At 69.6% G+C, this 21,904-nt stretch carries 21 protein-coding genes; 14 read left to right on the top strand and 7 right to left on the bottom strand.

Features of this window, described 5'->3' with window-relative positions; all coding sequences use genetic code 11:
• Nucleotides 1-75: 75 nt before the first annotated feature.
• Together ACIBQZ_RS26270 and ACIBQZ_RS26265 are read left to right on the top strand one after the other, a co-directional pair.
• Nucleotides 76-618 (top strand): transposase, encoded by a 543-nt coding sequence (locus ACIBQZ_RS26270; RefSeq protein ID WP_396091502.1) that lies wholly within the window; start codon nt 76-78, stop codon nt 616-618.
• Nucleotides 619-1,407 carry a LuxR C-terminal-related transcriptional regulator gene (locus tag ACIBQZ_RS26265; protein WP_396091439.1) on the top strand — a complete coding sequence of 263 codons (789 nt, stop codon included), beginning with the start codon at nt 619-621 and terminating at the stop codon, nt 1,405-1,407.
• On the opposite strand, the gene ACIBQZ_RS26260 is transcribed toward ACIBQZ_RS26265, so the two are convergent.
• Nucleotides 1,352-2,002, bottom strand: a complete 651-nt coding sequence (locus ACIBQZ_RS26260) for a response regulator transcription factor (RefSeq protein ID WP_396091438.1) — start codon at nt 2,000-2,002, stop codon at nt 1,352-1,354. The two genes, ACIBQZ_RS26265 and ACIBQZ_RS26260, sit on opposite strands and share 56 nt — an antisense overlap.
• A 125-nt stretch (nt 2,003-2,127) precedes the next feature.
• Between ACIBQZ_RS26260 and ACIBQZ_RS26255 the strand changes: the two genes are divergently transcribed.
• Together ACIBQZ_RS26255 and ACIBQZ_RS26250 are read left to right on the top strand one after the other, a co-directional pair.
• Nucleotides 2,128-2,478 carry a hypothetical protein gene (locus ACIBQZ_RS26255; RefSeq protein ID WP_396091437.1) on the top strand — a complete coding sequence of 117 codons (351 nt, stop codon included), beginning with the start codon at nt 2,128-2,130 and terminating at the stop codon, nt 2,476-2,478.
• A gap of 29 nt (nt 2,479-2,507) precedes the next feature.
• Nucleotides 2,508-2,984, top strand: coding sequence for an RICIN domain-containing protein (locus ACIBQZ_RS26250; protein WP_396091436.1), 477 nt, complete (start codon nt 2,508-2,510; stop codon nt 2,982-2,984).
• 445 nt (nt 2,985-3,429) lie between these two features.
• Here the strand turns inward: ACIBQZ_RS26250 and ACIBQZ_RS26245 are convergent, their stop codons facing one another.
• The 3 genes from ACIBQZ_RS26245 to ACIBQZ_RS26235 all read right to left on the bottom strand — a co-directional run bounded on the left by ACIBQZ_RS26245 (nt 3,430) and on the right by ACIBQZ_RS26235 (nt 5,733).
• On the bottom strand, nt 3,430-3,789 hold the full coding sequence (locus ACIBQZ_RS26245) for a cyclophilin-like fold protein (protein ID WP_396091435.1): 360 nt from the start codon (nt 3,787-3,789) through the stop codon (nt 3,430-3,432).
• Between the two features lie 363 nt (nt 3,790-4,152).
• Nucleotides 4,153-4,824, bottom strand: coding sequence for an SDR family NAD(P)-dependent oxidoreductase (locus ACIBQZ_RS26240; protein WP_396091434.1), 672 nt, complete (start codon nt 4,822-4,824; stop codon nt 4,153-4,155).
• Between the two features lie 21 nt (nt 4,825-4,845).
• Nucleotides 4,846-5,733 carry a helix-turn-helix transcriptional regulator gene (locus ACIBQZ_RS26235; RefSeq protein WP_396091433.1) on the bottom strand — a complete coding sequence of 296 codons (888 nt, stop codon included), beginning with the start codon at nt 5,731-5,733 and terminating at the stop codon, nt 4,846-4,848.
• Nucleotides 5,734-5,846: 113 nt separating this feature from the next.
• Here ACIBQZ_RS26235 and ACIBQZ_RS26230 point away from each other — a divergent pair, with 113 nt between their 5' ends.
• The 6 genes from ACIBQZ_RS26230 (at nt 5,847) to ACIBQZ_RS26205 (ending at nt 11,294) form a co-directional block, all read left to right on the top strand.
• On the top strand, nt 5,847-7,082 hold the full coding sequence (locus tag ACIBQZ_RS26230) for a multidrug effflux MFS transporter (protein ID WP_396091432.1): 1,236 nt from the start codon (nt 5,847-5,849) through the stop codon (nt 7,080-7,082).
• 376 nt (nt 7,083-7,458) lie between these two features.
• The gene (locus ACIBQZ_RS26225; protein WP_396091431.1) at nt 7,459-8,481 is read left to right on the top strand and encodes a zinc-dependent alcohol dehydrogenase family protein; all 1,023 of its coding nucleotides are present in this window, start codon (nt 7,459-7,461) and stop codon (nt 8,479-8,481) included.
• A gap of 61 nt (nt 8,482-8,542) precedes the next feature.
• Entirely contained in the window at nt 8,543-8,707 is a 165-nt protein-coding gene (locus ACIBQZ_RS26220) for a hypothetical protein (protein ID WP_396091430.1), read from the top strand.
• A 387-nt stretch (nt 8,708-9,094) separates the two neighbouring features.
• Entirely contained in the window at nt 9,095-9,451 is a 357-nt protein-coding gene (locus tag ACIBQZ_RS26215; protein WP_396091429.1) for a hypothetical protein, read from the top strand.
• A gap of 99 nt (nt 9,452-9,550) precedes the next feature.
• Nucleotides 9,551-10,798, top strand: a complete 1,248-nt coding sequence (locus ACIBQZ_RS26210; protein WP_396091428.1) for an FAD-dependent oxidoreductase — start codon at nt 9,551-9,553, stop codon at nt 10,796-10,798.
• 7 nt (nt 10,799-10,805) lie between these two features.
• Nucleotides 10,806-11,294 carry a MarR family winged helix-turn-helix transcriptional regulator gene (locus ACIBQZ_RS26205; RefSeq protein ID WP_396091427.1) on the top strand — a complete coding sequence of 163 codons (489 nt, stop codon included), beginning with the start codon at nt 10,806-10,808 and terminating at the stop codon, nt 11,292-11,294.
• A gap of 183 nt (nt 11,295-11,477) precedes the next feature.
• Here the strand turns inward: ACIBQZ_RS26205 and ACIBQZ_RS26200 are convergent, their stop codons facing one another.
• Nucleotides 11,478-12,587, bottom strand: coding sequence for a glycoside hydrolase family 11 protein (locus ACIBQZ_RS26200; RefSeq protein ID WP_396091426.1), 1,110 nt, complete (start codon nt 12,585-12,587; stop codon nt 11,478-11,480).
• Nucleotides 12,588-13,018: 431 nt separating this feature from the next.
• On the opposite strand from ACIBQZ_RS26200, the gene ACIBQZ_RS26195 reads away from it, so the two are divergent.
• From ACIBQZ_RS26195 to ACIBQZ_RS26180, 4 genes are all read left to right on the top strand, one after another.
• On the top strand, nt 13,019-14,206 hold the full coding sequence (locus ACIBQZ_RS26195; protein ID WP_396091425.1) for a cellulose binding domain-containing protein: 1,188 nt from the start codon (nt 13,019-13,021) through the stop codon (nt 14,204-14,206).
• Nucleotides 14,207-14,695: 489 nt separating this feature from the next.
• Nucleotides 14,696-15,994, top strand: a complete 1,299-nt coding sequence (locus ACIBQZ_RS26190) for an extracellular solute-binding protein (protein WP_396091424.1) — start codon at nt 14,696-14,698, stop codon at nt 15,992-15,994.
• 6 nt (nt 15,995-16,000) lie between these two features.
• Entirely contained in the window at nt 16,001-16,969 is a 969-nt protein-coding gene (locus ACIBQZ_RS26185; protein ID WP_396091423.1) for a carbohydrate ABC transporter permease, read from the top strand.
• A complete protein-coding gene (locus ACIBQZ_RS26180) occupies nt 16,966-17,826 on the top strand; it encodes a carbohydrate ABC transporter permease (RefSeq protein WP_396091422.1) in 861 nt (286 codons plus the stop codon). The genes ACIBQZ_RS26185 and ACIBQZ_RS26180 overlap by 4 nt, the downstream gene beginning before the upstream one ends.
• A gap of 2 nt (nt 17,827-17,828) precedes the next feature.
• Here the strand turns inward: ACIBQZ_RS26180 and ACIBQZ_RS26175 are convergent, their stop codons facing one another.
• A complete protein-coding gene (locus tag ACIBQZ_RS26175; protein WP_396091421.1) occupies nt 17,829-20,852 on the bottom strand; it encodes a M14 family zinc carboxypeptidase in 3,024 nt (1,007 codons plus the stop codon).
• Nucleotides 20,853-20,915: 63 nt separating this feature from the next.
• Nucleotides 20,916-21,836 (bottom strand): diguanylate cyclase domain-containing protein, encoded by a 921-nt coding sequence (locus tag ACIBQZ_RS26170; protein ID WP_396091420.1) that lies wholly within the window; start codon nt 21,834-21,836, stop codon nt 20,916-20,918.
• Between the last annotated feature and the right edge of the window lie 68 nt (nt 21,837-21,904).

The raw sequence follows: 21,904 nt of genomic DNA, 5'->3' as shown, positions 1-21,904 counted from the left end.
TGCGACGTTCGACCAGGGTGGGGTCGGTGAGCCATGCTTCTGACCTACCGACATCGAGGTGCTGTTCGCCGATAGATACGGTCAGGGGCATCAAGACTGCGAACGTGCCACGCTCCGGCGGTTGGGTGCCGTTGCCGTAGGCCACGAGGATGCATTGGCCGTCAGGGCATCCGAGGCCACCTCGGTGACGTGAGCCGATTCCCGAACGCTGACCACTTCGCCAGCTACACCGGAACCTCACCCCTGGACGCCTCCAGCGGCAACCGCAATGGGCACCGGCTCAACACCGGCGACCGCCAACTCAGCAAAGATCAGCAACGCCCGACCATGACAACTCGACACACAGGCGCTATCAGGTCACACGCTCACCAGCGATGCCGGGAGCGTGCTCTTCCGGGCCGGCCCACAATTCGGCAACAAGGCACCCTCGGGCCGGTTGGTTTAGGAGTCAGGCCGGCCCGGAAGAGCATCCGCCAAGCCTCGCAGCTGGTATGCGTCGCATCGTTTCTGCAAGTCGACGTTGACGTTGCCTGTCGCGGAAGGGTGACGTCGAGCCCGCAGTGGCCGTGGTCGTTTGAATGCGTGGCTCCAGCTCGGCAGCCAACCGATAATGGTTGAATGGCACGTATCGGGTCACGCGACTATCGCCAGGTACTAGATCTCGCCGTTGCGCTTGTGGACGGCTTGCGGGTCGACAGTTATCAGACGATGATCGCCGGTCAGCTGAATGAGTGCTTGCGTGGCACCGCCACTCTGTTCATGAACGGGTTCAACCCCTCCGCCCGCACCATCACCGGGGTGGCGTGCGCGCCCGGGGAGGTAGCCACGATCCCGTGGGCTGAGCGCGCCCGCGTCTATGGCGCTGAGCATCCCCTCGCGCATGCTTTCGCCGCGCAGCGGGATCCGAGCCCGCTGACCGTCAGCGACGTCGTCGCGCCCTCCGCGTGGCGAGCGACTCAAACCTACGACTCCTGCGATCAGGACCTGGACGGGGGCACCCGGCACCTGGCCATTCCGCTACCCACGCCGATCGGCGTCGCGACCGCCTTCATCATTTGCCGCTCCGGGCGCGACTTCACCGACCGGGAACGCGACTTGGCCGCGGCAATCCAACCGCTGGTGATTGGCGTAGGCCGCCAGCTCGCCGCGACTCAGCGGTTGCGCGAGTCGGTAGGCGCGCCGGTACCGGGCACCGATTTCGGTTTGACGCCGCGCGAGCTGACCGTGCTGGCCCTGCTCGGCGACGGCCTGTCGACCGCGGCGGTCGCCCGCCGGTTACTCATCTCGGGGCACACCGTCAACAAGCACCTGGAGAACGCCTACCGCAAGTGCGGGACGCGGGATCGACTGGCTACGTTGCTGCTCCTCCGCCGGATGGGCGTGCTCCCGCCGACCGTGCGGCGCTGACCGGCAGGACGCCGAGTTCCTGAGCAAGCAGCACGGTGTGCACCCGGTCTCGGGTGCCCAGTTTCCGATAGAGTCGCTCCAGGTGTTTTTCGAACGTGCGTGCTGAGATCTGCAGGCGGCGGCCCGCGGCCGAGGCGGTCAGGCCGTCAGCTGTCGCGCGGAGGACGGCCAGTTCTCGGGGAGTCAGCCGGGGTCGGTCCGGATGGTCGACGTGGCGCTGGACGCTGTGGAGCAACGGCAGTAGACACTGCGCCACCTCCCGGTCGCCTGCATCGAACCGTCGGTGTGCCCGGCACACGACGAGAACGCTGGTCGCGGACACCGGCAGCGCCAAGTGGTGACCGGTACCACGGGCACAGGAACTCCCGCGCCACTCCCGCGAGTCACCGGCGACGCGGCCCTCGGGGAGCGCCTCGTGACCCTCGGGCATCCAGACGCTCGGACCGGACCCAGCGACGCCCTCGACATACACGCTCGCGGTGCAGCCCAGACGCTCGGCGACGACCGCGCAGACAGCCGCCCAAGGAGCACCGGCGCCGACCCGTTCAAGCAACGCTGTGGCGCCGTCGAGCGCCCGCCGATAGCTATCCATCATCGCTAGCTCCGTACGTAATCCTGCTAATAGCCAGTATAAGGCCAATTTTGCCAAGCTTTGTGAGCCGAAAGCGATGGGAACGAGTGCCCGGCGCCCGCGGCAATTATCACCATCAAGGGGATTTCATGATCACCAGAACCACTCATCGTCCCGCGCGCGGCGGGCCGTACACCCGCACCGGCGTTCTGCGGGGCCTCGTCGCCGGGGTGACCGTGTCAGTGTGCGGGCTCGCCGTCGTGGCTGGCCCGGCGAGCGCGAAACACTGTCAGCGGTGCGACGACAAGTACGGCCACCCGAGCGGCGGCGCAGTCTCGGACAACAGGGAAACCGGGGGCATCGTCGGCGCTCCCGCGTGGGGCACGTTGGAAAACACCATGGCTGCCTCCGACGTCACCCGCGGTCAACTGGACCTCGCCGCCCTGGGCAGTGCAGCCGGCGACGGAGCGCGGTCCACCTGGGTCCGGAAGACCATCTGACCGGCTGAGCCTAGAGAGGAGGGTTTCTCATGCGACGGAAGACGCTCGGGTTGTCCGCGGCGCTCATGCTCGGCATCCTCGTGCCCGGCACGCCTGCCTCGGCCGCCGACGGTTACCGCCAAATCATCAACCGGACCGGTGTCTGCCTCGAGGTCGACAGGGCCCGCGGCGGGAACGGTGCCGACGTCACGGTCGACTGGTGTTCGTACGCGGGCATGAACCAGTACTGGGTACTTGAGCCGGTCGGCGAGGGCTACTACCAGATCCGAGTCCAGCACAGCGGCAAGTGCCTCGACGTCCGGGCAGGTAGGTTCGACGACGGCACGCAGATCCAGGAGTGGACGTGTGCCGGCGTGAACAATCAGCATTGGAAGCTCGTCGACGCACGCAATGGCTACTACACCATCGTTGCTAGGCACAGTAACAAGTGCCTCGATAAGGCCGGCTGGAACGTCGTGCAGTGGAACTGCACCGGCGTCCACTGGCAGCGCTGGAAGCTTGGCTGATCGCCAAGCGTCAGATGCCAGGAGGGGGCGGCCGTGGTGTCGTGTCCCAGTGCGGCACCGCAGATGCGGGCCGGTCGGCGCCGCCGACCGGCCCGCGACGAGCGAAAGCCCAACGCTGTCGTGTAGAGACGGCCCACCCCGGTCAGTGACCGGCACCGAAGGTTGAAACTTCATCGGTGTTCCCCGTGGGAACACCAGGTGGGCGCTTCCCTCTCGGCTTCGCCCGCCCGCAGTCTCTGATCGAGTTTCGCGTGGGAGGTACCGACAGGGAACCTCAGCCCACGCGCGAAGTGCCTACGCTGGGATCATGGACAACCGGGCGGAAGTCAGTGCATTCCTCAAGTCGCGCCGGGACAAGGTCACACCGCAGCGAGCTCGCGGATCGCGGACGCCCAAGAGGGAGTCCGCGACGGTGCGGCCTCCGTGAGGCGCGCGCAGCATGGGCTCAGCCGGCGTGGGCTTCGACGGTCGCGGTGATGGAGCCTTGCATGCCGGCGATGCGGCTGGCGGCATCGCCGTCCAGGCGACCGATGATCACGATGCCCGAGTAGTACGCCTGATCGCCGTAGTAGAAGACGAGATCGTTGCCGGGAGCGTAGTACCCGAGGTCTCCGACGTCGGGGTCCGCGCCCTCGGGTTGGCCGGCCAGGGACAGCGGTGCGGGCAGCGGCCCGGTCTTCTCCACCGAGCCGTGATCGGTCATGGCGATGGTCAGGGGTAGCTGGGCGTTGAGGTCGCGTCCGGCAGCGCTGTCGAAGATCGTGGCCGTAAAGCGCTGATTGCCGATGGCGATCTGGATCTTCATCTGCTCTCCCTGATTCGGTGCCGCGGCAGTGCCGCTGGGCGTAGTGCTCGGCCGGGTCGACGCCTGCCCGGCGGCCGATGAGACTGGTGCGTTCTGCGCGCTGCCCGGCGACGTCGATGTGGACTGAGCGTCGTCACTGCAGCCGGCAACGGGCAGTCCGACGACCATCAGCAGCGCTGCCCATGCGGGCGCACGTGAGGCTGGCATGGCATCTCCAGGTGTCGGGTGCGGCCGTCCGGGACGGCGCTCGGAAGGGTTGTCGCTACGGCAAGAACTGGCGCTTCAGGCTGGTCGGCTGCAATCCGACGGTCATGCCAGCGCCCGCGGGAAGCCTCCGGCGGTGGCACCCGCGATATGACAGGGTCAGGCGGCCGGGGGCATGTCGTCGGCGAAGACCCGGAACTCGTCGGGGTGGGTGTGCAGATGCCAGAGCCGGCCGGCGAGGATGTCCGGGTCGTGGGTCGGATGTCCGGGCTGGATCGCGCCGGGAATGATCAGCTGCCCGGCCTGAATGCCCTCTGGCGCGAGGGTGTCGTGCAGCATCCGGGCGTAGGCGGCCTCACCGGCGAACGCGATGGAGGTGCCGGCGACCTTCGGGTTCGGGCGGGCGCCGGAGCCGCCGTTGACGAACAGGATCGTCCCGCGGCCGAGGCTGCGCATGCCTGGCAGCACCTGCTTGACAGCGGTGACCGGCCCGTAGATGGAGAATTCGATGGCGGCGGCCAGGTCGTTGGTGGTGGTTTCCAGGACGGGGCGCAGGAATTCCTTCTGCGGCAGCGGGCTGTACTCGAGCACCTCGACCGGTCCGAGGTCCTGCGCCGCCTCGCCCAGGGCGGCGGTCAACGATTTCGGGTCGCGGACGTCCGCCGCGTACCCGCGAGCGGTGAGGCCGTCGACGCTCAGGTCTGCGGCGAGCTGGTCGACGTTTCGCTGATTTCGTGAGATGAGGGCGATCGTGAAGCCCTGGGCCCCGAACGTGCGGGCGACGGCGGCGCCCAGGCCGCGGCCGGCGCCGATGATGGCGATGGTGGACATGGGTTCCTCCAGTTGCGCAGGTCAGCGCTTGGTGAGTCGCTGGTCGGCGGTATCGGCCTGGTGGGTGGCGGCCCAGGAGGCGAGCAGGCGCAGGGCGTCCTCGGTGGGGGAGGCGGGCTCGGCGGCGTACAGGGTCATGGTGAGGTCCGGGTCGGCGCGCAGGTCCATGCTTTCGTAGGCGAGTTCGAGGTCACCGACGGCGTGGTGGTGGAAGGTCTTGACGCCGGTGCCGTGGGTGCGCACGTTGTGGGCGCCCCAGCGGCGGCGGAAGTCTTCGCTGCGGGTGGACAGTTCGCCGACGAGGTCGTGCAGGCCCTTGTCGTGGGGGTCTTTGCCGGCTGCGGTGCGCAGGTTGGCGACGGTCATGTCGGCGGCGAGGTCGTAGTGGGGGTAGAAGCGGCGGGCGGAGCTGTCGAGGAAGGTGAACCGGGCGAAGTTCGGTGACCGGGTGGGATCGGCGTAGACGTCGCTGTACATGGCCCGGCCGAGGTGGTTGGCGGCGAGCAGGTCCTGGCGGTTGTTGACGACGATGGCCGGGCCGGCGGTGATGGCGTCCAGCGACCACTGCAGGCTGGGCCGGATCTGCCACTGCTTGGGCCGACGGGGCGTCCGCAGGACGGCGTTGCTGCCGTCGGCCTCGTGAGCCAGGCGCATCAGGTGGGCGCGTTCGGCGTCGTCGAGCCGCAGGGTGCGGGCGATCGCGTCGAGGACGCCGGGGGAGACCCCGGCGAGGGTGCCGCGTTCGAGCTTGGCGTAGTACTCGACGCTCATCCCGGCCAGGGCGGCGACCTCGCTGCGCCGCAGCCCGGGTACGCGGCGTTGCCCGGTGGCGGGCAGGCCGGCCTGGTCCGGGCTGATCTTCGCGCGGCGCGTGGTGAGGAACTCGCGGACCTCGGCTCGGTTGTCCATGTCTTCGAAGGTACGACGAGCTCGGTCGTGCTGGGATGCCCTGCCAGTACACCCATCGCCGGTGACTTCCTTCTCGTGCCGGACAAGGGTGTGCTGGCCAGGTGGCTTCGTTGATGTCCGTACCCGCACCGCCCGTCGCCCGTCGCCCGTCCGCGCTGACCTCCGGGCTGATCGCCACGGTGATCTTCCTGACCGCGATCGCCCCGCTGGCGACCGACATGTACGTGCCGGCGTTCCCGCGGGTCGCCGGTGATCTGTCGGCGTCGGCGACGCAGGTGCAGCTGACCCTGACCACGTTCTTCGTCGGCATGGCGCTGGGACAGTTGATCGGCGGGCCGGTGTCGGATCAGCGAGGCCGGCGGCGACCTCTGCTGGCCGCTCTGGTGCTGATGACCATCGCCTCGATCGTGTGCGCGCTCACCCCGTCGATCGGGGTGATGATGGTGGCGCGGCTGGTGCAGGGCTTCACCGGTGGCTGGGCGATGGTGATCGGCCGGGCGATCATCGTGGATCTGGCCACCGGCGCCCGCCTCGTACGGGTGCTGAACGTGGTTGCCGGGGTCGGCGGTGTCGCCCCGATCGCCGGGCCGCTGCTCGGTGCGGTCATCCTGCAGCTGTCGCACTGGCGGGTGTCGTTCTGGGCCGTCGCGGTCTTGAGCGTGGCGATGCTGGTCGCGGTGCTGGTCGCCGTCCCGGAGTCCTTGCCGCCGGACAAGCGGCACAGCGGTGGCCTGCGGGCCTTCGCGGTCGCCGGGCGCCAAGTGCTGGCCAACCGTCGCTACGTCGGTTATCTGCTGGTCACCGGCTCGGCCATGGCGGCGTTGTTCGCCTACGTCGCCACGTCGGCGTTCGTGCTGCAGTCGATGAACGGGATGTCACCGATCGCGTACTCGGCCGACTTCGCGGCCAACGCGGCGGGTATGACCGTGGCCGCGCTGATCGCCGCCCGGCTGGCCGGCCGGGTCGCCACCCGGAAGGTCATCCTCGCCGGGCAGGTGGCCGCGCTCGCGGCCGGTCTCGTGATGCTGGCCGGCTCGATGTGGTTCGGCACGCCGCTGCTGCTGGCGGTCGGGTGTTTCTTCGTGCTGATGACCGCCCAGGGTCTGATGATCGCCAACGGCGGCGCACTGGCGTCGGCCGAGGTGCCGGAGCACCCCGGCACCGGTTCGGCGGTCCTGGGGTTCGTCCAGTGGGTGGCCGCCGGGACCATCGCCCCGATCGCCGGGCTCGGCGGTGAGCACACCGCGGTGCCGATGGCGCTGATCATGGTCGGCGGTGCCGTCCTGTCCATGGTCGGATTGCTCGTGCCGGCCCGCGGCGCAACGACACCGCGGACCATTCTGCGCTGATGGACATCAATGCGAATAGCGAGCGAAAGAGCAGTTTGTCCCTGCCGAATCGGAATCCTGCTTCGGAACCGTAGCCACGCGATCCTCGGCACCTCGCCGACGTGCGTGGCCACCCACCGTCGGACCTGCCCGTCGCCTTGACGGCCTGGACGCCGTCGTCCACCTGCTCGGCCCGGCTGGGGCGCGGGCGGCACGTCGCTGGGCGAGACCGCGTTGTCGATCCTGGCCGGGATCGTCGCCGCCGGGAACGGCCGCACCGGCGGTTCTGAACCTTGTTGCCGTGCCCTGCCGGTACACCTATCAGCAGAAACTTCCCCGCGCGACACCGACGCGATGTGCTGGAGGTGCAGAAGATCGATCAGCGAGGAGATTCATCATGCGTGGTGTTGTCATGCACGGTCCGGGTGACGTCCGGGTCGAGAACCGTCCCGACCCGCGGCTCGAGCGGCCCACCGACGCGATCATCAAGGTGTCGGCGGCCTGCGTGTGCGGATCAGACCTGTGGCCGTACCGGGGCATCGAGAAGCTCGACGGTCCGACACCCATGGGCCACGAGTACGTCGGCATCGTCCAGGAAATCGGCAGCGAGGTCCGCAGCCTCAGGCCGGGCCAGTTCGTCGTCGGCTCGTTCTGGGCCTCCGACAACACGTGCGAGATCTGCCGGGCCGGCTACCAGTCCGGCTGTGTCCACCGGGTCCTGATGGGCACCGTCGGTACCCAGGCGCAATACGCGCGGATCCCGCTCGCCGACGGCACCCTGGTCGCCGCGCCCGAGGTGCCGCCGGCCGACCTGATCCCCGGGTACCTGGTCGCCTCCGATGTGCTGGGCACCGGCTGGTTCGCCGCAGTCGCCGCCGAGGCCGGCCCGGGCCGGACCGTCGCGGTCGTCGGCGACGGCGCCGTGGGCTTGCTCGCTGTTCTGGCCGCCGAGCAACTCGGCGCGGAGCGGATCATCGCGATGAGTCGGCACGAACCGCGACAGAAGCTGGCCCGCGAGTTCGGCGCCACCGACATCGTCACCGAGCGCGGCGACGAGGGCGTCGAGCGGATCAAGGAACTGACCGGCGGGCTCGGCGCGCACTCGGTGATCGAGGCCGTCGGCACGCAGGAGTCGGTGATGCAGGCCATCCACTCGGCCCGCCGCGGCGGACACGTCGGCTTCGTCGGCGTCACCCACGACGTGGCCCTGCCCGGCCTGGAGCTGTTCGGCGCGCTGGTGCACCTGCACGGCGGTCCGGCCCCGGTACGCCGGTTCCTGCCCGACCTGATGGAACTGATCGGCGACCGCACCATCAGCCCGGGCCGCGTCTTCGACCTCGACCTGCCCCTCGACCGGGCCGCCGAGGGCTATCAGGCCATGGACGAGCGCCGCGCCGTCAAAACCCTGCTGCGCCCGTAGCCGCTCCGCCGCTGGCGAACCAATGTGGCCGGCGTCCACACCCCAAGAAAGGAACCGGGACGTGCGTGTGACCCTGGGTGTCAAGCTCCTGATCGCGGCGGGCATCGCGTCGATGTCGTTGCTGTGGATCGCGCCGGTGCCGACCGATCCACCACGCACCGAATCCACCATCGTGCTTGTCATCGAGCAACCGGCTCCAGCGGATGGCCTCTGCCCGTTCGTGTGACGCGGCCGACCCCAGCGAGCGACGGGTCAACCGCACCCTCAGCGCCACGTGCCGGCGTCGCGTGCCGCCGTGGCGGGCCATGACCAGTTCGTGGGCGTCGCCTTCGAAACCGCGCCGGGGGTCCTTCAACGCGGCCAGCAGTTCGTTGGCGCGGGGCCGGCGTTTCCACGGCACCGCTCCATCACAGCGGGGGTAACTCACCTGGTGCGGTCACGACTTGCCGGTCCCGGACAAGCCATCGGGCCGTCGCGTGGTCAGGCGCGGTGGCGGCGAACGTGCCGCGAAGCTGGTTCGAAGCGTCTGGTGCGAGGGCGGCGAATTCGCGGAGTTGGTCGGCGAACCAGCCGAGCGAGGCGGCGTCGATGCGCGCCCCGTAGAAGGCGTACGGTGCCCGTTGACCTGTCCGGGTGGGAATGGATGGTGGCTTCGATGTGCCGCCTGACGAGCGCAATGTGTTCCTCGTCGCCTTCGAGCCAGCCGCGGATGTTGGCGATAGAGGCGATCGAGTTGGTCGACAAGCCCGGCCGTGCCGATGGCGGCGGCGCAGATGTCGGCCAGGTCCCGCTTTGCGGCGAGCAGCCGTTTCTCCTCGTCGCGCCAGGCTGCGGCGGCCTCAGGACTGCGCCCGCGGCAGCCGACAAGGGGATGGACCTACCGGGTACGGCCTGGCCGGCATCGGCGTGGGTCTGCGTCCGGCTGCGCCTGGTTCTTCGTGGACAGCAAGCTGCCACCGTCAAGACGTGAGCTTCGCTTGATGAACGGGTACGTCTGAAGTGGCCGGTTCGGCGGCTTGTGGCATGCCGGCGGCCTTGTCCACATCATCTTAATCATTAAGATAATTGCATGGGCAGATCGACTGACTTCTCAGTGGCTATCGCCGGCGCCGGACTCTCCGGCCTGTGCCTCGCCCAGTATCTGATGCGCTCCGGCATCGACGTGCACGTCTACGAGCGGGACGCGGGCCCGTTCGTCCGGCGGCAGGGCTACCGGATCATTCTTGACCGGTACGGCCTGGAGGCGCTGCGCGAGAGCCTGCCCCGCCCGCTGTACCGCCTCGCGCTGACCACCGGTGACGAGCCCGGCGGGCATCTGCGTTTCACCGACAGGCGGCTGCGGGACGCGTTCACCGTCACCTTCAAGGACGAGCCGCACGCGACCCGTCAGGTTGACCGGCTGACCCTGCGGTCGATCCTGCAGTCCGGGCTGGACGGGCGCATTCACTACGGCAAGGCCGCTGTCGCGGTGGACAGCGGCGGGCCGGCCGGACTGCGGCTGCGGTTCTCCGACGGCGGGGCCGCCGCGGCAACCGTCGTCGTGGGCGCCGACGGCGTCGGTTCGGCGCTGCGCGCGCAGCTCATGCCGGACGCGGATCCGGCGAACACTCCGATGGCAGGCATCTATGGCCGGTCGCCCCTGCGGCGCAACGGCGAGAGCGTCATCCCGGACGCGCTGCGCACCAGTGGGGTCCTGGCCATCGCCGACCGGCCGGGCCGCGCGTTCTTCTTCACCTCCATGCGGTTCGGTGAGAGCCCGCGGGAGGCGTTCGCGCGCCTGGCCCCGGGCTGCTATGCGCCCACCGGCGACGACTACGTCATGTGGGCGCTGCTGCTCCGGCAGGAGGAGGTGCCCGTCGACGTCCGCGGGGACCTGCTGGCGCTGCGGAGACTGGCCGCCCGGCTGAGTGTGGACTTCCACCCGCTCATCCGGCGGCTGGTCGATGCGGCCGAGCTGGACTCCACGGTGCTCAACCTGTTCGCCACCGGCCGGCGCCCGCGCCGGTGGGCGGTGCCCCGGGCGACGATGATGGGCGACGCCGTGCACGCCATGCCGCCGTTCGGCGCTCACGGCGGCAACACCGCGCTCCGCGACGCCGCCCTGCTCGGCCACCGGCTGGTCGAGGCCCTGGCGAGCGGTGCGCCGGTGGAGGAGGCGATCGCCGGCTACCAGGACGAGATGGTGCCCTACGCCTTCCGCGCCGTCGACACCGCGGCCGGGCTGATGCGCCGCCTCACCGGGGGCGCGGCCGCACCGCACTGGGTGCTGACCCGCGTGTTACCTCGGCTGCACCGGGTCACCGTACCGGAGGCATGATGGCGGCATGTCCCACGAGCCGGCCCGTGCGTCCCCGATCGCCGATCTCATGCGCGCCGGGCGGGAGACCGCGCGGCTGTCCATGGTGTTCCGGTACGCCATCGCGGAGCGGCTGGGTCTCACCGTGAGCGACCTGGAGTGCCTGGACCACCTGGCGGACGTCGGCTCCGCCACCGCGGGGCAGGTCGCCGAGCGGACCAACCTCACCACCGGAGCGGTGACCAGCATGCTCCGCCGGCTCCAGCGGGCGGGCTACGTGACGGCCGAGCGCGATCCGGCGGACCGGCGGCGGGTGATCGTCACCCTGCGGCCGGAGCGGATCGCCGAGTTGGAGCGACCGTACGAGCGGTTCGCCGAGCGGGCGCAGCGGCTCGTCGAGGGCTACAGCGTCGAGGAGGTCATGCTGCTGGTCCGGCACTATGGCCGCATGCAGGCGATGTACCTCGCCGAGCTGGACCACCTCCGCAGCGGCGACACCACGCAGCGGTCCGGCTGAGGCGTCGTCGCGTGACCGGCCGCGCTCCCGGGTGGACCGTGGCGGCGAGAATCACGACGTGTTCGGCATGCCGATGTCGGCCGCGGGCGTCCGCCGCTTCTACGCGGCCGAGCGAGGGCCGGCCGGGCCCGTGGTCCGCCGAAGGATCGCTGTATCCGGACAACGATCCTTCGGCGGGCGGGGCTATCGGGTGCAGGTGGCGCCGTTGAGGCTGAATCCGCTCGGGGCGGTGGTGTCGCCGCTGTGGTTGGCCTGGAAGCCGATGCTCGTCGAGCCGCCCGGTGGGATGGCCGCGTTGTAGTTGACGTTGGTCGCGGTCACCTGGCCGCTGGTGGGTGAGTAGGTCGCGCTCCAGCCGCTGGTGATGGTCTGCCCGGCGGCCAGGCTGAATTTCAGCGACCAGCCGTTGACGGGTGTCGTGCCGGTATTGGTGATGGTGATGGAATCCGTCAGGCCGGTGTTCCACGCGTTGACCGAGTTGGTCACCTGGCAGGAGCCACCCGAGGACGGCGGCGGGCTCGTGGGCGGTGTCGTGGGCGGTGTCGTCGGCGGTGTCGTGGGGGGAGTCGTCGGCGGCGTGGAGCCCTCGCTGACGGTGATGGTGGAGCTGGCGTTGCTCTGATAGCCCTCGGTGGCCATGATCTGGTAGTCGTGGGTGCCGAGCGTCAGCCCGAGCCGCGACCAGGCGTTGAAGTGGTTGGCGGTCGTGATCGTGCCACTGGTGCGGTGCTGCTGGCGCACACTCCAGTACTGGTAGAACGTCGCGGTGCCGATGATCGACGGCTGGTTGACGCGCTGGGTGCGGTAGATGTCGTAGGTGCTGCCGTCGGTGGTGACCGAGCCCAGCCGCTGCGTGCCGGAGCTGGGGTTGTAGCTGCCGAAGTCCTCGACGACGTAGTACTCGATGAGCGGGTTGGTGGTCCAGCCGTAGAGCGCCAGGTAGCCGTTGCCGTTCGGGTTGAACGAGCCCGAGTAGTTCACGGTGTGGCTGGAGCCGGGCTTCCAGCCCTTGCCGCCGACGAAGTTGTTGATGCCGTTCATCCGGACGCTGTAGCTGCCGCCGGCTCCCAGCGTCATGGTGACGTTGCCGCTGTCCTTCCAGTACGAGAAGAAGTACCCGTTGTGGTAACCGGTCGCGTTCGCGGTGAGGGTCTGGTCGGCGTCGGCGCGGGCGACACCGGCCATGGTGATCGAGGCTGCCGCCAGGACGGCGACGGTGGCACCGCCGAGGAGCAGCCGGGCCCGGGTGCGCCAGCGCCGGCGCCGGGTGGGGGGAACGGGACGGTCGTTCACGCGGATCGTCCTTTCACGGGAGACGTCGCAGGTCGTTCGACGCGCGGGGAGCGCCCGTCGGGCGTACGCACGAGATGACGAAGTTCATCGATGACCGCAGTATTGGAGCGGTCGGCCGAAGTTGTCAACAACTTCCGGAAGTTCCGGCTCGACGCCATCGTCGGTGGAGCGCCGCCGTCGTCCTGGCTTCGCCATCCAGCGCCGAGATCGCAAGATTATCGGCGATCTCATGCCAGTGAGACGCCGGAACGGTCTCCGATAGTTCCGGTCATTGACACCCATGACGACGGCGGTGATAGTGGCAGGCACCGCCCGCCCGGACCGTCCACCGACCACCCGTCCGGGGCTGGAGCCATCGATCGTCGTCGCCGTCGCCGGCATCCTCACGCCCGGCCCGAGGGGGTGCCGTCGCGGCACTCCTGGAGGTTGAGATGAGAAGAAGACTCAAGATCGGCGCGGCCCTGGCGGCCGTCGCCGTCCCGGTCGCCGCCACGCTCGTGGTGTTCGGCGCCTCGTCGGCCGATGCCGCGGTCGGCGGCTCCGGCCCCTATTCAGCCGATTACGAGACCTCGGCGGGCCTGCCGAATCACACCATCTACCGGCCCCAGTCGCTGCCGTCGGAGCGTCTGCCCATCCTGGTGTGGGGCAACGGCGGCTGCTCGGCGAACGGCCTGTCGCAGCAGAACTTCCTCCGCGAGATCTCCTCCCATGGTTTCCTCGCCATCGCCAACGGAGCGCCGAACGGATCCGGCTCCACCACCTCCCAGCTGCTCACCCAGTCCATCGACTGGGCAGTCGCGGAGAACGCCCGGCAGGGCAGCAAGTACTTCGGCAAGCTGGACACCAGCAAGATCGCCGTTGCGGGCTTCTCCTGCGGCGGACTGGAGGCCTACGCCGTCTCCAATGACCCGCGCATCACCACGACGGGGATCTTCAGCAGCGGCCTGCTCAACGATGCTGACGACTACCAGCTCCGCAGGCTGACCAAGCCGATCGCCTACTTCGTCGGCGGGCCCAGCGACATCGCCTACCCCAACGCCATCGACGACTGGGGCAAGCTCCCGGCCGGGCTGCCCGCCTTCATGGGCAACCTGAACGTCGGGCACGGCGGCACGTACGACCAGGTCAACGGCGGTGAATTCGGTCGCGTGGCGGTGCTCTACCTCAAGTGGCGGCTGAAGGGCGACACCGGCGCCGGCGCCAACTTCGTCGGCCCCGACTGCGGGCTGTGCCGCAGCCAGTGGACCGTCCAGCAGAAGAACCTGACGCTCGACGGCGACACTCCGCCGAGCACCCCGCCGAGCACCCCTCCTGCCGGGGGAGACCCGACCTGCTCGGCGGTCTATGTGGTCCAGGACCAATGGAACGGCGGATTCGTCGCCAGCGTCACCGTCACCGCCGGGTCCGCCGCGCTCACCGGTTGGCGCGTCACCATGACCCTGCCGGGCGGAGCGTCGATCAGCTCCCTGTGGAACGCCGTCGGAAGTGGTACCACCGGCACGGTCACCGCTGCGAATCAGAGCTACAACGGGCGGCTCGGCGCAGGCCAGAGCGCCACCTTCGGTTTCCAGGGCACCGGCAACGGCAGCGGAACCACGGTCACCTGCACCGGAAGCTGAAATCCGGGGCGGACGAAGACCCCGGCAGACTCCCCAGCCCTGACGGCGGGCCGGCGCGGATGCGCCGGCCCGCCGATCTTTCGGCGGCCGGATGCCGACGCCGGCCCCGATCACGGGAGCGTGGCGGAGGTCGAGACTTCGAATCAGCGATCGGCATAACGGCTTTTCAGCGGAAACGTTGTCGCTGGAATGACGCCATTCTCACAACGGCGCCTAATGCGCGCGATGCCTCCGCGCCCGGCTCCCCGCAAGGCCTGGCAGACGCTTCCGGGCAGCTCAGCGCCGAGCCGAAAGTTTCGGAATCCGCCCGATCGTCGGCCTCGGCGCCTCCACGGCAGAAGTGCTGGCGAGCCGGGTCCTCGCAAGTCAGAAGTGGTCTTGACCCGCCGGATACAAGCTCGTAACGTCCCGCTTGCCAAGCAAGCGATGTAGATCAATGTCCGAAAGTTTCGGGACCGGCGGCGGCCGGCGCGGAAAGGGGAATTGACCGTGACACATGCGATGCGGTTCAGCCGCAGATCGGTACTCGGTCTGGCCGCTGCGGCCTCGGCCGGCGCCGTGCTGGCCGGATGCGGCGATGACGACGGCGCAGAGTCCGGCTCGGGGAAGAAGATCACCTGGTGGCACATCGCCAACACCGACCCGATGATGGGGGAGTGGGCGGCGATGGCCCGCCGGTTCGAAGCCACGCATCCCGGGGTCAAGTTCGAGATCACGCCGCTGGAGAACGAGGCCTTCAAGACGAAGCTGACGACGGTCATCCAGGCCGGGGATCCGCCGGACATCTTCCACACCTGGGGCGGCGGGGTCCTCGCCCAGCAGGCCGAGGCCGGCCTGGTCAAGGACCTCACCGCGGACGTCGGTCAGTGGCGGGACACGCTGATCCCGACCGCGCTGGACGCGTACACGATCGACGGGAAGACGTACGGGTCCGCTGTGGACACCGGCATGGTCGGCTTCTGGTACAACAAAGAGCTCTTCGACCGGGCCGGGCTGAGCACGCCACCGGCCAGTTGGGCGGACTACCTCGCGGCCGTCCGCAAGCTGAAGGCCGCGTCCATCACCCCGATCGCGCTGGCCGGCAAGGAGAAATGGCCCGGCCACTACTACTGGGCGTATCTGGCCATGCGGGTCGCCGGCCTGGACGCCCTGCGACAGGCGGCCGCCGACAAGAACTTCGCCACCCCCGACTTCGTCACGGCGGGCACCCGCCTGGCCGAACTCGTGGCGCTGCAACCCTTCCAGACCGGCTACCTGGCCGCGGGCTACTCCACGGCCGACGGCCAGGCCGCGACCATGGGCAACGGCAAGGCGGCCATGGAGCTCATGGGACAGTGGGCACCGGTCGTCCAGCGCGACAACTCGGTCGGCAAGAAGGGCCTCGGCGACCGGCTCGGGTTCTTCGCCTTCCCGATGGTCGACGGCGGCAAGGGCAAGCTCACCGACGTGTTCGGCGGGGGCGGCGGGTTCGCCGTCGGCAAGGACGCGCCGCCGGAAGCGGTGGAGTTCCTGAAGTTCATCGCCCAACCGGAGAACGCGCGTATCGAGGCGAAGACGGCCGGCGTGCTGCCTGTCGTCAAGGCGGCCGGGGATGCCGTCACCGATCCCAACCTCAAGCTGGTCGGTGAGACGCTGTCCCGCTCGACCGGCTTCCAGCTGTATCTGGACCAGGCCTACGCCCCGGCCGTGGGCCAGCAGGTCAACGACAGCGTGGCCGAGCTGCTGGCCGGCAAGGCGTCGCCGGAACAGGTGGTCCAGGCCGTGACCACCGCGGCGAAACAGGGCTGATCGGCGGTGCTCACCGACGAGCGCCGGCCGGTGCCGGCGCCACCGCAGCCGCCCGCCGCGCCCGCCGCCCGTCGCCGGCGGCCGTGGCCGACCGTGGTGGCGTTCCTGAGCCCGGCCCTGGTGCTGTTCGCCCTGCTCGTGCTCACCCCGATCGTGATCGCCGCCTACAGCAGCTTCTTCGACTGGAACGGCTTCGGCGCGCCGACCACTTTCGTCGGCCTGGAGAACTTCCACCGGCTGCTGACCGACGAGGTCTTCGTCGGGGACCTGCGCCGCGCGCTGCTGCTCGTGGTGCTCTCGCTGGGCATCCAGCTGCCCGTGTCGCTCGCTCTCGCCATGCTGCTCAACCAGCCCATGCGCGGCCGGCGCGTGTACCGGATGCTGTTCTTCACCCCGTACGTGTTGTCCGAAGTGGTCACCGCGGTCCTGTTCACCATGATCTTCTCGCCGAACCAGGGCCTGGCCAACCACGTCACCCGGCTGATCGGCCTCGGCGACCTGGGCGCCACCTGGCTGGCCGACCCCGACACCGTGATGTACTCGCTGTTCCTGGTGATCTCCTGGAAGTACTTCGGCTTCCACACAATTCTCTACCTGGCCGGCCGCCAGGGCATCCCCCCGGAGCTGCACGACGCCGCCGCCATCGACGGCGCCGGGCCCTGGCAGGCCTTCCGGCACATCACCCTGCCGCTGCTCGGGCCCACCATCCGGATCAGCGTGTTCCTGTCGATCCTCGGCACGATCCAGCTGTTCGACATGATCTGGGTGCTCACCGGCGGCGGCCCGATCCGGTCGTCGGAAACCCTCGCCGTGACGATGTTCCAGGAGGGCTTCAAACGCTTCCACGTCGGCTACGCCAGCGCCATCAGCATGGCGATCTTCCTGATCAGCCTCACCTTCGGACTGCTCTACCAGCGTTTCGTCCTGCGCCGTGATCTCGAAGGCGCGATCACCACGATCGGAGACCGACGATGACCACGACCGTCACCGGGCGACGGCCGCGCAACCGGCGCCGGATCCTGCGCGAGGGCGTCCTGCAAGCGGTCACCATCATCGTGGGGGCCGTCGTGCTGATCCCCATCGCCTTCGGCGTCCTCGGCGGGTTCAAGGACAACGGCCAGCTGTACGCCAACCCGTTCGGACTGCCGCAGCCGTGGGTGCCCGGCAACTACCTCGACGCCCTGGGCTCAACCGCCTTCTGGCGGCAGGCGACCAACAGCCTCGTCGTCGCCGTCGCGAGCACGGTTCTGGTGGTCCTGGTCGGCGCCATGGCCGCGTACATCTTCGCCCGCTACGCCTTCCCGGGCCGGGAGGTGCTGTTCATGCTCTTCGCGATCGGGCTGATGTTCCCGTTCGCCGTGGCGATCCTGCCGTTGTTCGTCCTGCTGCGCGAGCTGAACCTGCTGGACAATCCGCTCGGCGTCATCCTGCCCCAGGCGGCTTTCGGACTGCCGATCACCATCGTCATCCTGCGCAGCTTCTTCCGCAGCATCCCCGCCGAGGTCGAGGAGTCCGCGGTGCTCGACGGCTGCGGCCCGTTCCGCTTCTTCTGGCGCATCCTGTTGCCGATGGCCCGGCCCGCCCTGGGCACCGTCTCCGTGCTCGCGGTGGTCGGCAGCTGGAACAACTTCCTGCTGCCGCTGATCGTCTTCAACGATGCGAACTGGTGGACGCTGCCACTGGGCGTCCAGCAGTTCCAGTCGCAGTACTCGGCGGACACCGCGCGGATCCTCGCCTATGTCACGCTGGCGATGCTGCCGTCGCTGGCCTGCTACGCGTTCGCCGAACGCCAGCTCATCAGCGGCCTCACCAGCGGCATCGGCAAGGACTGAGCTCACCTCCCGAGCTGGCGCAGCGCGCGCGACAGCAGGTCGGTGCGGTCCGCGGAGGTCAGTTTCTCCGGGCCGAAGCCGAGGTAGAGGGTGTCCGGTGTGGCGGTCGCGGCACCGAAGTCGTAGACGTGGCCGGTACGGGTCCAGTCACTGGCGGAGGGCGCCGAGCCGGGCGGTGGGCCGGCCACCGTCCAGCCGCCCAGGTCCGACTCGAACGAGGTACGCGCGACCGTCGCGCCGTCCACCTCGACGCGGACATCGTCGAGGAAGACCCCGTAACCCTGGACGAACCAGTCGGTCAGGTAGCTGATGGAGACCTCGATCGACTTACCCGCGTACGCGGACAGATCGGCGTCGAAGTCCCGCCACCCGCCGCTGTTGCCGGTGGCGGCGTTCCAGTCGCCGGTGGACCCGGGGGACGTGCAATCCTCGGCCCAGTAGTGCGCCATGAACGGATGCGGGTCCAGTCGCTCGTACTCGCAGACCCAGCCGATCTCGGTGCTGGTCAGCCCGCCGGCGTCGGGCACCGTGGTCCAGTTGTCGGTGCCGGTCTCGTGCACCTCCACGATGAGGAAGTCGGCCGTGGGATCGGTGTCGAACGAGGTCTTGAACCGCAGGTGCGCGTTCCGGGCGGCGGTCAGGTCCACGGTCCTGGTCAGCCGCTTGAAGGAGGAGTCCGAGCGGCCGCTCCACAGGTACCGGTCACCGTCGACCGGATCGTAGGGCCCCGGGCCGTCGTGCCGCCAGACCATCGGGATCGTGCTGGTGAACTGCGGGAACCGGTCCGGTGGCAGCTCGCTGGAGGTGCTGAGGAACGCCGCTGTGTGCTGCTGGGCCCCGTACGGGGCGGAGAAGCCCGCGAGCGTGCCGGAGGTGCCGGCCATCATCTCGGTGCCGCCGTTGTCGACGTACGCGCCCGCGCCGAGCCAGTACTGCCGGAAGTCGTCGCTCAGCGGCTGGCAGGTCAGGTCGTCGCCGCCGGTACCGCATTCGCCGGGTCCCTGCGGCTGGTAGAAGTAGTTGCCGGCGGCGTAGCCGGCGTACTGCCCGGCGTGCAGCAGTTTGCCGCCCTCGTTCAGGTAGTCGCGGACCGCCAGCTCGGTCTCGAAGGCCGCCCGGGTGGTGGCCCACTCGGACTGGCCCGGGTCGCGCGGGACGATGTCGTCGCCGGTCTCCCAGACCACGGCCCGGTAGTGCGACAGCACGCCGAGCGGGTGCGGTGCCCGCCGGCCGTGGGTGTCCATGTCGTAGACGTCGGCGGTGCGGCCGGACCGTGCCAGGGCGTCGACATAGGACTCGGCGTACCGGGCCGAGGTGGCGCCGTCGGTGGCGGCCGGCGCGATGCCGGTCACGTCCTCGGTGGCCAGCACCAGCACGTCACCGCCGATGCGGTCGCCGACCGTGTAGGTGAACGGTGCACTCTTCTTCCCGCCGGCGGCGGTGAACCAGACGGTCACCCGATCGCCCGGCCGCTGGCCCCGCACCGTGCCTCGCAGCTCCGCGAAGTACTTGTCCGCCTCGCCGCCGTACTTCTCCCCACCACGCCATTCGGCCACCGCGGCCGTCCTGCCGGTGCTGCCGTTGATGCGCGAGTGCAGCCGTACGTGTCGCAGCGAGCGTTTGGCGATCACGGCGACCTGCTGGCTGGTGCCGAAGGATTCGCCGAAGGCGTCGGGGACGAAGTCCGCGGTCGACCGGTCGACCACCGAGACCGGATTCGCCGGGTCGGGGGCCGACCGCGCGAGGGACAGCGCGAACGGGACGTTCTTGGCGAACTCGGCCTGGATGAGCTTCTCGTCGTCCGGGAAGTCGAACTCGGTGCGGCAGTCCTCCGGGCGCCAGGCGTCGCCGGGATCGCTTTCCGAGGCGGTCTGGCAGGTCGACATCTCGGGGGCGAAACCGATCGTGCCGTTCCGCACGTGGGCGTGGTGATTGGTGTCGCCGTTGGTGACGTAGAGCTCGGCGGAGATGTCCGGGTCATACCCCGGTACGGCCGGGCGGGCGTCGTCGCCGGCCAGCGCCACGGATATCTGGTCGTCCGGGCTGGGCGTCTCGACCTGCCAACCGGCGCCCCAGAGGATGAGCTGGGCAGCCGAGTGGTAATTGACCAGGAACTCGAAACCGACCCGCCGGAACAGCGCGTCCATCGCCCGGGTCTCCGGCTCCGACTGCGGCGCCGGGCCCCGGTAGGTCTCGCCGTCGGGCTCCGGTGACGAGCCTTCGTTGTCGTAGCCCCACTTCTCGGCGAAGTTACGGTTCAGGTCGATGCCGTCCTCGGGCCCGTACCGTCCGTCGCCGTTGTTGTCGCGCATGTTCTTGCGCCAGTAGCGGTACTCGTCGGCGGTGAACGTGAGGTCGTAACCGTCGGGATTGGCCACCGGCAGGAACCACAGTTCCGTGGTGTCGAGCAGGCGGGTGATGCCGGGGTCGGCGCCGTAGCCGTTGAGAACGTGGTGCATCAGCCGCCGCGTCATCTCCGGGGTGATCCATTCCCGGGCATGCTGGCCGCCGAAGTAGAGCACGGCCGGACGGCGCCCGTCGGGCACGGCCCGGGCGCCGTTGGTGACCTTGACGGCCTGGATCGGCACGCCGCGCACCGTCGCGCCGATCGTCTCCAGCTTCGCCAGCCGCGGGAAGCGGGCGGCGGTGGCGACCAGTTCGGCCCGGATGCCGCCGGGGGTGCCGTAGGGCCGGAAGACGGCAGGCGCGGCGGCCGCCCGGGCGCGCATCGCGGCGGTTCTCGGTTTCACAGCCAGGGGGACGCCGGCAGCGATGAGCCGATCCGCCTGCCGCCGGCCGAGGATGACCTCGATCGGCGCCCGCTGCCCGGGAACCGGCCGGCGGCCGAGCTCGTCGGCGGCAAGCCCGGCGGTGCGGAGTTCGGCCCACTGGCTGCTGTCGAGCGTGCCGGCGTAGACCTCGAGCCGATCGCCGCCGCCCGGAGCTGCCCGGCTGACCTGCGGCAACACGACGATGGTGGCGGTGCCGACAACAACCGCCACGACTGTCCGAAGTAGTCCCCTCATAAGTGACAAGTATCGATGCGGCGTCAAGGGCCGCCGACGCGAGCCCGAGCGGTGCACCGGTGGTCACCGAGGGGCGGACGGTCTGCGGTCCAGGTATGGATCGGCCTCGGCGCGGATGGTGAGGCAGTTCGTGGGCATGGTGTCGACCATGGTGCCGGCGCCGTTCGGGCATCGGTAACGGACCAGGGCCGCCCACTCGCAGGCGCTCTCGACCACGCCCGCGCGGCGGGTGCCGTTGCGGTGCACCCATACCGGGTCGCCCGGCCTGCACGGCGCCGCGGGTGCCGGGGACGTCGGGTCCGGGGGAGAGGCGGGGGTGACGGCCGGCTCGTAGGTCTCGATGTGCTCGCCGCTCTCGGTGGCCACGACCCAGGTGAGGCCGACCTTGCCGGTGGTGCGAGCGTGCCGTTTGGCGCAGTACATCGCCTGGTCCGCGCGGCGCAGCAGGTCGGGAAGATCGGCGGAGCGATCGGCCGGGACGGCTACGCCGATCGAGGCGGTCACGGACAGGGTGTGGCCCGCCACGTCTATCGGGGGCGCGATCGCAGCGCTCAGCGAGGCGGCCATTTCGTGCCACCACGTGTCCGGGGTGTCCGCGCGCGGTGCGCGGGGCAGCGCGGCGAACTCGTCACCGCCGAACCGGGCCACCAGCTGGTCGTCGAGGCCGGCGGTCATGCGGTCGGCGATGACGCGCAGGACTTCATCGCCGGCGTCGTGCCCGTACGTGTCATTGATCGGCTTGAAGCAGTTGAGATCGAGGATCAGGACGGCTGACGAGCGATCGTCGGCGCGCAGCAGCGCCGGGGCGAGTGCGTGGAAGAGCCGCCGGTTGGCGAGTCCGGTGAGCTCGTCGTGGCCGGCCAGCCAGCGGAGCGAGGCACGCTCCTGCTCCAGCCGCTGGACGTGCGTCGCGAGCTGATCAATGCGAGCCTGAAGGTGGGCGCCTTCGGCGTCGGTCCGCGGCTGCCTGTTCGCTGGTGGCACATCGCCTAGGTTGGCGGCGGCAGGATCCAGGATCCGCATCGGCCGTCCTCTCAAGACTGCGGGCGGAC

Origin of the sequence: Actinoplanes sp. NPDC049599 (genome assembly GCF_044465625.1) — a bacterium.
Lineage (GTDB): Bacteria > Actinomycetota > Actinomycetes > Mycobacteriales > Micromonosporaceae > Actinoplanes.
This window is presented reverse-complemented; position numbering and strand designations above follow the sequence as displayed.

Bases quoted from the DNA above. Each gene is read 5' to 3' on its own strand.
- ACIBQZ_RS26265 (WP_396091439.1), top strand. From the start codon at position 619: ATGGCACGTATCGGGTCACGCGACTATCGCCAGGTACTAGATCTCGCC.
- ACIBQZ_RS26260 (WP_396091438.1), bottom strand. From the start codon at position 2,002: ATGATGGATAGCTATCGGCGGGCGCTCGACGGCGCCACAGCGTTGCTT.
- ACIBQZ_RS26255 (WP_396091437.1), top strand. From the start codon at position 2,128: ATGATCACCAGAACCACTCATCGTCCCGCGCGCGGCGGGCCGTACACC.
- ACIBQZ_RS26250 (WP_396091436.1), top strand. From the start codon at position 2,508: ATGCGACGGAAGACGCTCGGGTTGTCCGCGGCGCTCATGCTCGGCATC.
- ACIBQZ_RS26245 (WP_396091435.1), bottom strand. From the start codon at position 3,789: ATGAAGATCCAGATCGCCATCGGCAATCAGCGCTTTACGGCCACGATC.
- ACIBQZ_RS26240 (WP_396091434.1), bottom strand. From the start codon at position 4,824: ATGTCCACCATCGCCATCATCGGCGCCGGCCGCGGCCTGGGCGCCGCC.
- ACIBQZ_RS26235 (WP_396091433.1), bottom strand. From the start codon at position 5,733: ATGGACAACCGAGCCGAGGTCCGCGAGTTCCTCACCACGCGCCGCGCG.
- ACIBQZ_RS26230 (WP_396091432.1), top strand. From the start codon at position 5,847: ATGTCCGTACCCGCACCGCCCGTCGCCCGTCGCCCGTCCGCGCTGACC.
- ACIBQZ_RS26225 (WP_396091431.1), top strand. From the start codon at position 7,459: ATGCGTGGTGTTGTCATGCACGGTCCGGGTGACGTCCGGGTCGAGAAC.
- ACIBQZ_RS26210 (WP_396091428.1), top strand. From the start codon at position 9,551: ATGGGCAGATCGACTGACTTCTCAGTGGCTATCGCCGGCGCCGGACTC.
- ACIBQZ_RS26205 (WP_396091427.1), top strand. From the start codon at position 10,806: ATGTCCCACGAGCCGGCCCGTGCGTCCCCGATCGCCGATCTCATGCGC.
- ACIBQZ_RS26195 (WP_396091425.1), top strand. From the start codon at position 13,019: ATGAGAAGAAGACTCAAGATCGGCGCGGCCCTGGCGGCCGTCGCCGTC.
- ACIBQZ_RS26180 (WP_396091422.1), top strand. From the start codon at position 16,966: ATGACCACGACCGTCACCGGGCGACGGCCGCGCAACCGGCGCCGGATC.
- ACIBQZ_RS26175 (WP_396091421.1), bottom strand. From the start codon at position 20,852: ATGAGGGGACTACTTCGGACAGTCGTGGCGGTTGTTGTCGGCACCGCC.